General features: G+C 66.3%; 8 protein-coding genes. 5 read left to right on the top strand and 3 right to left on the bottom strand.

The genetic code is table 11. The features are described from left to right. Window positions 1–93: 93 nt before the first annotated feature. A complete protein-coding gene (locus tag CSC74_RS10980; protein WP_162314503.1) occupies window positions 94–1,254 on the bottom strand; it encodes a DmpA family aminopeptidase in 1,161 nt (386 codons plus the stop codon). 55 nt (window positions 1,255–1,309) lie between these two features. On the opposite strand from CSC74_RS10980, the gene CSC74_RS10985 reads away from it, so the two are divergent. The 4 genes from CSC74_RS10985 (at window position 1,310) to CSC74_RS11000 (ending at window position 7,651) form a co-directional block, all read left to right on the top strand. Beyond that, window positions 1,310–2,377 carry an aromatic ring-hydroxylating oxygenase subunit alpha gene (locus CSC74_RS10985; RefSeq protein ID WP_162314504.1) on the top strand — a complete coding sequence of 356 codons (1,068 nt, stop codon included), beginning with the start codon at window positions 1,310–1,312 and terminating at the stop codon, window positions 2,375–2,377. Beyond that, window positions 2,374–3,666 carry a Xaa-Pro dipeptidase gene (locus CSC74_RS10990; protein ID WP_162314505.1) on the top strand — a complete coding sequence of 431 codons (1,293 nt, stop codon included), beginning with the start codon at window positions 2,374–2,376 and terminating at the stop codon, window positions 3,664–3,666. Before CSC74_RS10985 ends, CSC74_RS10990 begins: the two co-directional genes overlap by 4 nt. A 592-nt stretch (window positions 3,667–4,258) precedes the next feature. Next, on the top strand, window positions 4,259–5,572 hold the full coding sequence (locus CSC74_RS10995; protein WP_162314506.1) for an APC family permease: 1,314 nt from the start codon (window positions 4,259–4,261) through the stop codon (window positions 5,570–5,572). Between the two features lie 3 nt (window positions 5,573–5,575). After that, entirely contained in the window at window positions 5,576–7,651 is a 2,076-nt protein-coding gene (locus CSC74_RS11000) for an oxidoreductase (RefSeq protein WP_162314507.1), read from the top strand. Between the two features lie 36 nt (window positions 7,652–7,687). Here the strand turns inward: CSC74_RS11000 and CSC74_RS11005 are convergent, their stop codons facing one another. Next, the gene (locus tag CSC74_RS11005) at window positions 7,688–8,707 is read right to left on the bottom strand and encodes a sugar kinase (RefSeq protein WP_162314508.1); all 1,020 of its coding nucleotides are present in this window, start codon (window positions 8,705–8,707) and stop codon (window positions 7,688–7,690) included. A gap of 238 nt (window positions 8,708–8,945) precedes the next feature. On the opposite strand from CSC74_RS11005, the gene CSC74_RS11010 reads away from it, so the two are divergent. Then, entirely contained in the window at window positions 8,946–11,744 is a 2,799-nt protein-coding gene (locus tag CSC74_RS11010; protein WP_162314509.1) for a TonB-dependent receptor, read from the top strand. 243 nt (window positions 11,745–11,987) lie between these two features. On the opposite strand, the gene CSC74_RS11015 is transcribed toward CSC74_RS11010, so the two are convergent. Continuing rightward, on the bottom strand, window positions 11,988–13,619 hold the full coding sequence (locus CSC74_RS11015; RefSeq protein WP_162314510.1) for a carboxylesterase/lipase family protein: 1,632 nt from the start codon (window positions 13,617–13,619) through the stop codon (window positions 11,988–11,990). Between the last annotated feature and the right edge of the window lie 7 nt (window positions 13,620–13,626).

Here is a 13,626-nt window from a genome sequence, read left to right on the forward strand (position 1 = left end):
GAACCCAACGACTTTCGCGCATTAAGAGCAAAGGCGCTGGATCCCCGCCTTCGCGGGGACGACGATTCGAGAAAATTCGCGCCGGATGAAGCATCAACGCTTCGGCACGTAACGCCCGAACCGCTTCAACAGCTTCACCAGTTCCGCATGCGGGATCGCCTTCGCGTAATGTCCGTCGTTGCCCTGCATGTCGCGCGCCGCGACCATCGCGTTGACGATGGCCTCCTCGGTGGCCTGCACCGTGGCCTCGAACAACCCGTCGAGGTGATCCAGGCCGACGAAGCTGGCCTGCGACAGCGCATCGCCCTTCAGCGATCCCGCATTGGCGGTGGAGAACGCCAGGAAAATGTCGCCGGAACCGTTGCCGGCGTAGCTGCCCATCCGCGCCAGGCCCATGCCAGCGCGCTTGGCGATGCGCTTGAGCTGGTGCGGCAGCAACGGTGCGTCGGTGGCGACCACGATGATGATCGATCCGGTGTCGCCCTTGGGCGCGGGAGGCTGGCTGTAGCTCCCGTCGTCGCGCAGATACTGCCCGACCGGAACACCGGCGATGCGCAGGCTGTCGCGCACGCCGTAGTTGGCCTGGACCAGCACGCCGACGGTGTAGTCGCCGCCGGCATCGGACTCGACCACTCGGGAAGCGGTGCCGATGCCGCATTTGAATTCGTGGCAGACCATGCCGGTGCCGCCACCGACGTTGCCTTCGGCGACCGGCCCGCCTTTCGCATCGGCCAATGCCTTGGCCACATGCTCCGGGCGCACATGGAATCCGTTGATGTCGTTGAGCTCGCCATCCCAGGTTTCCGCCACCACCGGCAGCGACCACCAGTAACCCGAAGGATCGGCCGTGCCGGAGCGCACGCGTTCGACGATCACCGCATCGCGGACCACGCCCACGCTGTGGGTATTGGTCAGCATCACCGGACCTTCCACCTGCCCCGATTCGTCGATCCATGCGGTGCCGGTCATCTCGCCATTGCCGTTGAGCGCGAACCAGGCGCCGAACACCGGGGTGTCGAAGGTGGCGCGGCCGCGCGGCAGGATCGCGGTGACGCCGGTGCGCACCTTCCTGCCATCGGCGAGGTCCTCGATCAGGGTGACCTGGCCGACGCTGATGCCGGCGACATCGGTGATCGCATCGAGCGGGCCGGGCGAACCTTCGAACGGGACGCCGAGGTCGCGTGCGCGGGGTTCGGCGGCGGACGCCAGCGCGCAGAACGCGCACAATGCGACGGCAATGAGGAAACGGATCATGGATGCTCCACGACAGGCCGGATGGCCTTGCAGCTTACAACCTCGGAGAAAGGCAATGCAGGCAGTTGATGCGGCAAAAGCGCTGGAGCTGGCGAGCGCATTGCCGGCCCGTTATTACTTCGGCGAAGACATGCTGGCGATGGAACAGCGTGCGGTATTCGCACGCAGCTGGCAGTTGGTCGCGCAGCACGCGCAACTGGCCGAGCCCGGCGACCACGTGGTCGAAAGGATCGGCGAAGTGCCCGTCATCGTCGTCCGCGGCCAGGACGGCGTGCTGCGCGCCTTCCCCAACGTCTGCCGCCATCGGGCCGGACCGCTGGCGCTGTGCAACGGCAAGGGCGCGCGCGCCCTGCACTGCAAGTACCACGGCTGGACCTATACCCTGGAAGGCCAGCTGCGCAGCGCGCCGGAAATGCAGGCCGCGCAGGATTTCAGGGTCGAGGACATCCGCCTGCCGCCGTTGCGCGTGCACGAGTGGCAGGGACTGGTGTTCGTCGCACTGGACGATTCGGTGCCGGATTTCGACGACGTCTACGGCGGCATCGTCGAACGCATCGCCCCGATCGACCTGTCGGCGATGCGCTACCTGCGCCGCGATTCCTACGACATCGACTGCAACTGGAAGGTCTACATCGACAACTTCCTCGAGGGCTACCACCTGCCGCACGTGCATCCCGGCCTGTCCAAGGTGCTGGACTATCGCGCCTACGATACCGAACTGTTCCCCTGGTATTCGCTGCAGAACTCGCCGCTGCGCGACAGCGGCGGCGCCTATGGCGAAGGCGAGGCGTTCTATTACCACGTCTATCCCAACGTGATGCTCAACATCATGCCCGGGCGCCTGCAGACCAACCGCATCCTGCCGCTGGGACCGGGGCGCTGCCGGGTGGAATTCGACTACTACTACGCCCAGGACGAACAGGCGATGGCCCGGATCGCGGCCGACCAGTCCTTCAGCGACGAAGTGCAGGCCGAGGACATCACCATCTGCGAATCGGTGCAGAAGGGACTGGCTTCCGGCTTCTACGACGCCGGCCGTCTCTGCCCGAAACGGGAAAGCGGCGTCTGGCATTTCCAGAATTTATTGCGTGCGGCCTATGCCGGCGCCGGAGCGACTCCATGAGTTTCCGCAGCACCTCCCTGTTCGCCGCTCTGGCCTTGTCGCTGTCGGCGTCCGCCGCCCACGGCGCCGAACGCAGCACCGTGCATGCCGGCCACGTGATCGACGTCGAGACCGGCAAGGTGCTGGCCGATCAGGCCATTGGCACCGAGGACGGCAGGATCGTTTCCATTTCGGCGTGGAACGCATCGACCGCCAGCGGACACGTGATCGACTGGTCCGCCTATACCGTGGTGCCGGGCCTGATGGACATGCACACGCATATCGCCGACGAAGGTCCGTACGCCGACCCGGCCACGCCGCTGAAGAGCAATCCCGGCCGCGATGCGCTGATCGGCGCGAAGAACGCACGCGCGACCCTGCAGGCCGGCTTCACCACGGTGCGCGATGTCGGCGTGTTCCGCGGCCTGTCGGACGTGATCCTGCGCGATGCGATCAACGCCGGACTGGTGCCGGGACCGCGCATGTACGTGGCCGGCGCCTACATCACCATCGATGGCGGTGGCGGCGAGATCACCGGCCTGCCCGCCGGAACCGTGGTCGCGCCCGAGTTCCGCCTCGGTGTTTCCGACGACGAAGCCGAAATCCGCGAGCACGTGGACTACCTGCTGGACCACGGCGCGGATTTCATCAAGATCATCGCCACCGGCGCGGTGCTCGCTGCCGGCACCGAGCCGGGCGAATCGGAGTACACCGAAGCCGAGATCCGCGCCGCCGTCGAGGAGGCCGCCAAGCGCGGCACCTTCGTCGCCGCCCATGCGCACGGCGCCGAAGGCATCAAGCGCGCGATCCGCGCCGGGGTGCGTTCGATCGAACATGGCTCGCTGATGGACGACGAAGCCATCGCGATGATGAAGGAACACGGCACCTGGCTGGTCGCCGACATCTACGACGGCGACTACATCGATTCCGTCGGACGCGCGGACGGCTGGTCGGAAGAGATCCTGCGCAAGAACCTGGACACCACCGACGCGCAGCGCGAGGGCTTCCGCAAAGCGGTCAAGCTGGGCGTCAATCTGGCCTTCGGCACCGATTCCGGCGTCTACCCGCACGGCGACAACGCCCGCCAGTTCGCCTACATGGTGAAGTACGGCATGACCCCGCTGCAGGCCCTGCAATCGGCGACGATCAGCTCGGCGCGGCTGCTGGGCAAGGAAAAGGAGACCGGCTCGATAGCGGTGGGCAAGTCCGCGGACCTGGTCGCGGTAGGTTGCGATCCACTGCAGGACATCGAATGCCTGCGCAAGGTGCGCGGAGTGGTGAAGGCCGGACAGCCGGTCGCGCTGGATTGATGCGGACGGCCATCGGCGCCTTGGCTACGACAGGCGAGCTTCGGTTTTCCACCTCTCCCCTTGTGGGAGAGGTCGACGTGCGCAGCACGGCGGGAGAGGGGAAGCCGGAGCCCGATGGCCTGGCACGCGACCAGAGCATCAAGTGCGGGATATGTCCCTTTATTGCGCTCGACACGCCCGCTGATCGTGAAACTTCACAGCTCCGCCACCCCCTCTTCCGGCGCTGCGCGCCACCTTCTCCCACAAGGGGAGAAGACAACTCGCGGCTTTCCACCTCTCACGCAATGAGAGGAGAGAGCCTTGGGCCTTCCACCTCTCCCTTCGTGGGAGAGGTCGACGTGCGCAGCACGGCGGGAGAGGGCAAGCCGGAGCCCGGGAATTTGGCCCGCGACCGGAGCATCGAGTGCGGGATACGTCCTTCCATTGCGCTCGAAACGCCCGCTGATCGCGAAACTCCACAGCTCCGCCAACCCCTCTTCCGGCGCTACGCGCCACCCCGTATCGAGTACGGGACAGGCTCTTCTCCCACAAGGGGAGAAGGAATCCACGGCAACTCACCCCACATCACCAACCTTCATTTCCCAGAGGCCGCATGAACGACACCCGGAAGATCGGCTTCTGGACCTGCACCGCGCTGGTGGTGGGCAACACCATCGGCATGGGCATTTTCCTGCTGCCCGCCTCGCTGGCGCCGTACGGTTTCAACGCAACCATCGGCTGGGGCATCACCGTGCTGGGCTGCATCTGCTTGGCCCGGGTCTTCGCCAGGCTGGCGCGCGAACTGGCCCACGCCGACGGCCCGTACGGGTATGTGCGCAGCACCCTGGGCGACCTGCCCGCCTTCCTTGCCATGTGGTGCTACTGGGTGTCGGTGTGGATCACCAACGCGGCCCTGGCCACCGGCGTGGTCGCTTACATCCGTGCCGCATTCCCGGAACTCGCCCCCCTGCAGCCCTCCTTGTTCGCCTTGGGCCTGCTGTGGACCTTCGTGGCCATCAACCTGCTCGGGGTACGCAGCGGGGGCGGCGTGCAGCTGGTGACCACCGCGCTGAAACTGCTGCCGATGCTGGCCATCGCCCTGCTCGGCGCATGGATGCTGGTGAACTCGCCGCACGCCTACGTGGCGCATCCGCCGACCCAGCCGATCACCCTGGCCGATTCGATGGCCGCCGGGACCATCGCCCTGTTCGCGATGCTCGGCATCGAGTCGGCCACGGTGCCCGCGTCCAAGGTCGAGAATCCGGGGCGCACCATTCCGCGCGCGACCCTCGTCGGCACCCTGCTGACCGCGGCGATCTACCTGATCGTCTCGACCGTGCCGCTGTTGCTGATCCCGTCGCAGGAACTGGCTGCTTCGCCGGCGCCGTTCGCGTTGCTGATGGACCGCTTCGCAGGCGACGGCTTCGGCCGCTGGCTGGCCCTGTTCGTGGTGGTCAGCGGGCTCGGCGCATTGAACGGCTGGACCCTGCTGGGCGGCGAAATGACCCGGACCATGGCCGACAACGGCACGCTGCCCGCTTTCCTGTCGCGCAACAACCGCCACGGCGCGCCGGTCTTCGCCCTGGTCATCACCGGGCTGCTGGCCAGCGCCATGATCCTGATGAACTACAGCAAGTCGCTGGTGAACGGCTTCACCGTGATGAGCCAGGTGGTCACCGCGGCCAACCTGCCGCTGTACCTGTGCTGCTCGATCGCACTGGCGGTGCTGTGGAAGCGCGGCAAGCGCCTGGACGACAAAGGCGTGCGCGGCCTGCTGACGATCGCGGTGCTGGGAACCGCCTACGCCATCTTCGCCTTCGTCGGCATGGGCCACGAGGCCTTCGTGATGGCGCTGGTGTTGGCCGCCTGTGGCTTGCCGCTCTATATCTTCATGCGCATCCTGCGCACCCGCCTCAACCGGTCCTGATCCATGCCCCGCGATCCACGCTACGACATCCTCTTCACTCCGATCCGGATCGGGCCGGTGACGGCCAAGAACCGTTTCTTCCAGGTCCCGCACTGCAATGGCATGGGCCATGCGATGCCGCTGGCGCACGCGGCGATGCGCGAGATGAAGGCCGAAGGCGGCTGGGCGGTGGTGTCCACGGAAGAATGCGAAATCCACCCGAGCAGCGACCTCACTCCATACGTGGAAGCGCGCCTGTGGGACGACCGCGACATCCCCGCGCTGGCGTTGATGTGCGACAAGGTCCATGCGCATGGCGCGCTGGCCGCACTCGAGCTTTCGCACAACGGCCCGACCGCGTCCAACCTGTATTCGCGCGAAGTGCTGCTGGCGCCGTCGCACCAGCCGTCCAAGTACGGCTATCCCTCGCAGGCGCGGGCCATGGACCTGCACGACATCCGCGAGTACCGGCGCTGGCACCGCGAGGCCGCGGTCCGCGGCAAGCGCGCGGGCATGGACATCATCTACGTCTACGCCGGCCACGACCTGTCGCTGGCCATGCATTTCCTGCAGCGCCGCCGCAACCAGCGCAGCGACGAGTACGGCGGCTCGCTGGAAAACCGCGTGCGCCTGCTGCGCGAGGTACTGCAGGACACGAAGGAGGCGGTCGGCGATACCTGTGCGGTCGCCCTGCGTTTCGCCACCGAGGAACTGCTGGGACCCGGTGGTGTGGAATTGAACGAGGCGCGCGACATCGTCGGCATGCTCGCCGAGCTGCCCGACCTGTGGGACGTCAACGTCGCCGCCTGGTACAACGATTCGGTTCCCTCGCGCTTCGCCGCCGAAGGCGCGCAGGAACCGTTCATCGATTTCGTCAAGAAGACCACGAGCAAGCCGGTGGTCGGCGTCGGCCGCTTCACTTCGCCGGACACCATGGTGTCGCAACTCAAGCGTGGCGTGCTGGACATGATCGGCGCCGCGCGTCCTTCCATCGCCGATCCCTTCCTGCCGAAGAAGATCGAGGAAGGCCGCATCGACGACATCCGCGAATGCATCGGCTGCAACATCTGCGTGTCCGGCGACATGACCATTTCGCCGATCCGCTGCACCCAGAACCCGACCATGGGCGAGGAGTGGCGCAAGGACTGGCATCCGGAAAAGATCGCGCCGCGCGCCTCGCAGTCGCGTGTGCTGGTGGTCGGCGCCGGCCCGGCGGGACTGGAAGCGGCGCGCGCGCTGGGCCAGCGCGGCTACGAAGTGAACCTGGCCGAGGGCCGCAAGGAACTCGGCGGCCGGGTGAGCCGCGAATCGCGCCTGCCCGGACTGTCCGAATGGGCGCGGGTGCGCGACTGGCGTGTCGGCCAGATCGGCAAGCTCTCCAATGTCGGCGTCTATCTGGACTCGCGACTGACCGCTCAGGACGTGCTCGATTTCGGCGCCGAACACGTGGCCCTGGCCACCGGCTGCCATTGGCGCCGCGATGGCTTCGGCCGCAGCAATGGCCTGGGCATCGCCGGATTCGAGAACAACGAACGCGTTTTCACGCCCGACGACATCCTCGATGGCCGCATTCCCAAGGGCCGGGTGGCGATCTTCGACGACGACTATTTCTACCTGGGCAGCGTGATCGCCGAAGCGCTGCGCAAGCAGGGGTGCGAGGTGGTCTATGTCACCGCCGACGACACCATCGCCTCGTGGAGCGTGCACACGCTGGACTACCGGCACATCCAGAAGCGGATGGCGGCACTGGACGTGGAGCAGGTCGTTTCCCACAACATCGCCGGTTTCGACGATGCCGGCCTGTTGTTGGAAAACGTCTGGAGCGGCAAGCCGCGCACGCTGGCCTGCGATGCGCTGGTGGCGATCACCGCGCGCGTTCCCGACGATGCGCTGTACCAGGAATTGCGCTTGCGCGAACCCGAATGGGCCGATGCGGGCGTGCGCACGGTCCGTTGCCTGGGCGACGCGCTCGCCCCCGGCCTGATCGTGCACGCGGTCTACGAAGGCCATCGCTACGCGCGCGAACTGGAAACCGCTCCGCTCGGCGAAGTCGCATTCAAGCGCCATTTCCATGGCGCCGGGGTCGCGGCACCGACTTGATACCGTGCCTGGAACCGGGCCCGCCGCCCTACCCGCTCAGCGCTTCACATCGAAACCGTTGCCGCTCAGGAACGCTTCCACTTCGGCGGTCCCGAGCAGGTTGAAGTCGCCCGGCAACGAATGCTTCAGGCAGGCCGCGGCCAGTCCGAAATGCAGCCCGTCCGCATCGTCCATGCCGGTGATCGCGCCATGCAGCACACCGGCGGCGAAGGCGTCGCCGGTGCCGATGCGGTCGACGATGGACGGAAGTTCATGCACCGGGGTGGCATGGCTGGTTCCATCGCGTCTCGCGTCGATGGCCGACAGCGCATGGTGGTCGACGCTGCGTTGCACGCGGATCGTCGCCGCCATCCTGTGCAGTCGCGGGAAGGCGGCGAAGGCGGCCTGGGCGCCGGCCAGGAAGCGCTCTCCGGCGGTGGCTTGCGCGAACGACTGGCCCAGCACGACCTCGATATCGCGATGGCTGGCGAACAGCAGGTCGGCCTCGGCCATGATCGCGCGCAGGATGCCGGCGGCATCGCCGTCCCAGCTTTTCCACAATTGCGGGCGGAAGTTGCCATCGAAGGACACCCGGACCCCCGCCGCGCGTGCGGCGCGCACCGCCTGCAGGGTGCGGTCGGCCGCGACCTGGCCCAGGGCGGGGCTGATTCCGGACACATGTAGCCAGTCCGCGCCCTGCAGCAGGGATCTCCAATCGTGGTCGCCGCCACCGGCGCGGACGAAGGCGGAGTCGGCGCGGTCGTACAGGACCTCGCTCGGACGCTGGATGGCTCCCGGTGTCAAAAAGTACAGACCCATGCGCCCCGGCACAGTCTGCAGGGCGTCCGTGTCGACCCCGTGGCGACGCAGTTCTCCGGTCGCCGCGGCGCCTAGCGCATTGTCGGCCACCGCTCCGGCCATCCGCGCGCGATGGCCGAACCTGGACAGCGAAACCGCGACATTGGCTTCGGCGCCCCCGACGCAGACCTCGAAACCGGGCGATTGCAGCAATAACTGCCTTCCTGGTGCGCTCAGGCGCAGCAACAGTTCCCCGAAACAGACGACGTGTCCCCGCATTCTTGTCACTCCCTCACCTGATGTCCGCCGCTCCGGATGGAGGCCGGCACTGGATTGTCCCGGGGACACCATACGGCCCCGCAACGAATAGTTGTTGTTGCACCGCACACTCTGTTACGGTTTTTTTGACCAGCGGTGTCATTTTACCTCTGGAGGCAGTCCCGAGGTAGGTGAATTCAATTCGATCCAACGTGAAAAGCGCCCTAGAGCGATCATGTGCCCTTGAGGAGGGGAATCCATGCAAACTCGCAACAACCGCCGGAAGACACCGGTTACCGTACTCGCCCTGTCGATCGGGCTGGCCCTGCAATTCAATGCCCTTGCCGCCCTTGCCCAGGAGGCGACTCCGGCTGCCGCCGACAGTACCGCGCAAGCGGCGCCACCGGAACCGGTCGACACCCTGGAAACCATCACCGTCACCGGCTACCGCGCCAGCCTGGAGAAGGCGCTGGACATCAAGCGCAGCGAGAAGGGCGTGGTCGATGCCATCGTCGCCGAGGACATCGGCAAGTTCCCCGATCTCAATCTGGCCGAATCGCTGCAGCGCATCCCCGGCGTGGTGATCACCCGCGATGCCGGCGAGGGCCGCAACATCACCGTGCGCGGCCTCGGCCCGCAATTCACCCGCGTGCGCCTCAACGGGCTGGAGGCAATGAGTTCGGTCGGCAGCAGCGACGGCCAGGGCGGCGCCAACCGCAGCCGGAATTTCGACTTCAACGTCTTCGCTTCCGACCTGTTCTCGCAGCTGATCGTGCGCAAGACCGCCTCGGCCGATGTCGACGAAGGCTCGCTCGGCGCCACCGTCGACCTGCGCACTGCGCGACCCTTCGATTATGACGGCTTCACCGCAGCGGCCAGCCTGCAGGGCAGCTTCAACGATGTGACCGACACCACCGATCCGCGCTTCGCCGGACTGATCGCCAACAGCTGGGCCGACGGCAAGTTCGGCGCACTGGTGTCGCTTGCCTATTCCGAGCGCCAGGCCCTGGACGAGGGCAGCGGCACCGTGCGCTGGTCGGGCGGCACGACCAATGGCGGCTTCGATCCCGCCTCGCCATTCCAGCCGGCGCTCGCCGCCGATGTCTATGCGCCACGCTTCCCGCGCTACACGCTGATGGAACACGACCAGAAGCGCTTGGGCGTCACCGCGTCACTGCAGTTCAAGCCCAGCGATCGTACCCAGTTCAGCCTGGACGCGATGTATTCCAAGATCGACGCGGAGCGCAACGAGAAATACATCGAGGCCAACGGCCTCAGCAAGACCGGCGCCACCGGCAAGCCGCAGATCCTGGTCATGGACGGCGTGGTCGAGGATGGCGCGCTGGTCTACGGCGTGTTCGACAATGTCGACATACGCTCCGAGCACCGCCATGACGAATGGAGCACGACCTTCAAGCAGCTCAGCCTCGATGGCGAGCACCGCTTCACCGACGATTTCCGGGTAACCGGGAAGATCGGCACGTCGAAATCGGAATTCCGCAACCCGGTCCAGGCGACGGTAATGATGGACAAGCTCGATGTCGATGGCTACAGCTACGACTATCGCGGCAATCCGAACGAGCCGGTATTCGACTACGGGTTCGATCCGACCGACCCCGCCGGCTGGGCTCTCTCCACGATCCGCCTGCGCGAAAATTCCGTCACCAACGACTTCGACACCGGGCAGCTGGACTTCAAATGGCTGGTGAGTCCGTCGTTCACCCTGACCGGTGGCGTCCAGGCCAAGAACTACGGCTACGCCTCTTCCGAGCGGCGCCGCACCGCGAACGAATCCACCGCGAACCCGACCTTTGCCGACGGCACCTCCAACGTGCCGACCGACATGACCGAGCTGGCCAGCCTGACCGGACTGAGCGGGGCGCCCGGGACCTGGCGGGTCCTCGACTTCAACGCCATCGCCAACCTGTTCGGCATCTTCAGCGACAGCGGCACGTTCGCCATGGGCGACTACGCGCCGAGCCACACCAGCGTGAACGAGAAGGATCGCAGCGGTTACCTGATGGGCGAATTCTCGACCGACCTCGGCTCGATTCCGTTCTCCGGCAACTTCGGTGTGCGCTACGTCCGTACCAGCCAGACCTCGAGCGGCATCGCCCAGGCCAGCGGTACGCCCACGCCGACCACGGTGACCCGCGACTACAACGACACCCTGCCGTCGATCAACCTGGTCGCCGAGGTCGCCCCGGATTTCCTGATCCGCTTCGCAGCGGCAAAGGTGATGTCGCGGGCGCCGCTGGCCAGCCTGACACCCGGCGTCAACGTCAGCGTCAGCGGCAGCGCGCGCACGGTCAGCGGCGGCAACCCGTTCCTCGATCCGGTCCGGGCCAAGACCGCCGACCTGGGCTTCGAATGGTATTTCAACGAAGGCGCCATGCTCGGCGTGGGACTGTTCTACAAGGACATCGACAGCTTCATCCAGAACACGCGCGAGACCCGCGTCTATGCCGACAGCGGCCTGCCCGCCAACCTGCTGGACGGCACCGGCGCCACGGTCAGCGACGAGTTCGTGTTCTCGGTCCCGGTCAATACCCCCGGTGGCGAACTGACCGGCCTCGAGTTCAACTACACCCAGCCGTTCACCTTCCTGCCCGGCGCCTGGAGCAACTTCGGCACGCAGGTGAATTACACCTACGTCGATTCGCAGATCCAATACCTGCAGTCGAACGGCAATCCTGCGCAGAAGACCGACCTGCTGGGGCTGTCCAAGCATTCGTGGAACGCGACGCTGTTCTATGAAGGCAAGCGCTTCTCCGGACGCCTCTCGGCGACCAATCGCGACGACTACCTGATCCAGGTGCCCGGCACCGAAGTCGGCTTCAACAGCGACGCCAATGGCGTGCACGGACAGAGTGGCGCCACCATCCTGGACGCATCCGTCCGCTGGAAGATCAACGACCATTTCGAGCTGAGCCTGGAAGGCAACAACCTCACCAACGAGGCGCAGGAATCCTGGGTCGCCAACCCCGCCGTGCAGCTGCCGCTGGAATACAGCCAGACCGGCCGCCAGTACCTGTTGGGCGTGCGCTACAAGTTCTGACTGCCTGGGCCGGGACGGGGCTCTCCACCCGTCCCGGTCGTCGCCAGGAACCCGCGAAAGAAAAGCCCGGCGCAAGCCGGGCTTTTCTTTATGGCTTTCTGTAGGAGCGCCCATGGGCGCGAGCTCTCCGATCGGATCGCGAAACAAGTCAAGAGCTCGCGCCCATGGAAACTCCCACGCCCCTGAAGAAGTCCCCTCGGGGGATACGGCAGGGTTCGCAACGGAGATGGATCGACTGTCTTCCTACATCGTCCCGCGCTGGATGAAAGGCGCGCGCTCATAGAGTTTTCGTTCGCCGCCACGCGGGTCGCTCTCGAGATGCGGCGGCAGGTCGAACAGCATCGTCTGGCGCCGTTGCAGCGAATAAGGCGCCCAGTGCGGGATGCCGGCGTGGTTGGGATCGCCCTGCCGCGCCAGGGCCAGCAGCATGCCGCTCATCTGCTCGGCCAGCCGTTGCGCATCGGCACCCGTGCCGGTACGCGAACCCGGTTGGGCGATGTTGTCGAACACCAGCGGGATGTCGAGCGTGTGCATGGCGCCGAACTTGCCATCGTCCAGCGGCGATCCCCAATCCAGCTGGTAGGCCCAGGTCGGTGAACCCTGTCGCGCGCGCGCCTCCGCTTCCTCGATCGCGCCGCGCCAGGAGCGCCCGGCGGTGGTCGCGGCGAAGAACACCTGCGAAGGCGTGTAGTCGGGATACAGGCGCCGATATTCGGCGATCACCGTTTCCGGCAGCAGGTCGGTGTACTGCTGCGCCTGCAACCGGGCAGGCAATTGTTCCCAGGTCAGGGTGAAGTTGTCCGGATCGTTGCCCAGGAACGCGCGCGTCTCGTCGCGGGTGTTGCCGATGATCATCGGGATATGCGCCGACTGCGCCGGCGCATCGGGATAGAACGGATGCCGATGCAGACTGCGCGCGTCCATCACCGGGCCGAAGTACAGGCTGGTGTCCTCGATGCGCGAGGGATCACGGGTGCGCGCGGCCTCGAGGATTTTCGCCATCGGCAGCGTGCGCAGGCGATCGAGCTGGTCGGGCGCTATCCGCAGCGCATCCAGCAGCAGGCGCGTGCGCTGGGTCGCCGCGCGCGGACCGGCGGCGGTGACCTGCTGGCCGCTCATGGTCAGGGCCCGATGGAAAAGCCCGGCTGCGGCCGGCATCGCCATCAGCGTCGCGATCTTGGCGCCGCCGCCGGACTGGCCGAACACGGTGACGTTGCCGGCGTCGCCGCCGAACTCATGCGCATGCTCGCGCACCCATTGCAGCGCCTGGACCAGGTCCAGCTGGCCGACGTTGCCGGACCATTGCAGGTCTTCGCCACCGAGCTCGCCCAGATAGAGATAGCCGAACGCATTGAGCCGATGGTTGACCGTGACCACGACCACGTCGCCGCGCCGGCACAGGTTGACACTGTCGTAGAGCGGACTGCTGCCGGAGCCGTTGTTGTAGCCGCCGCCATGGAGGTAGAACAGGATCGGCCGCGCGCCGCCATCGCCCAGCCCCGGGGTGTACACATTGAGGAACAGGCAGTCTTCGCTGATCGATTCCTCCGTGCCCGATTGCGGAGCGGACGCGCCATGCGCGAGTGTTTCGCGCACGCCTCGCCATGGCGTTTCCCGCAGCGCCGGCATGAACCTGCGCGTGGAAGTGTCAGCGCCGTAGGGAATGCCCTTGAATACGCGCACCCCGCGGTCCAGGTAACCGCGGATCTTGCCGCTGCGTGTCGTCGCGACATCCGATGCAGACGACGCCGGCGCTGCGAGCACCTGCGGCCATGGCGATGCGAGCGCGCCGGCACCGATCCCCAGCCAAGCGGCTTGCTTGAGGAAATCACGACGGCTGTTCGCGCCGCCGCCGTCGCTGTGGTTACCTGGCATCGGACTG

The sequence above is a fragment of the Pseudoxanthomonas yeongjuensis genome, assembly GCF_010093345.1.
Classification (GTDB): domain Bacteria; phylum Pseudomonadota; class Gammaproteobacteria; order Xanthomonadales; family Xanthomonadaceae; genus Pseudoxanthomonas_A; species Pseudoxanthomonas_A yeongjuensis.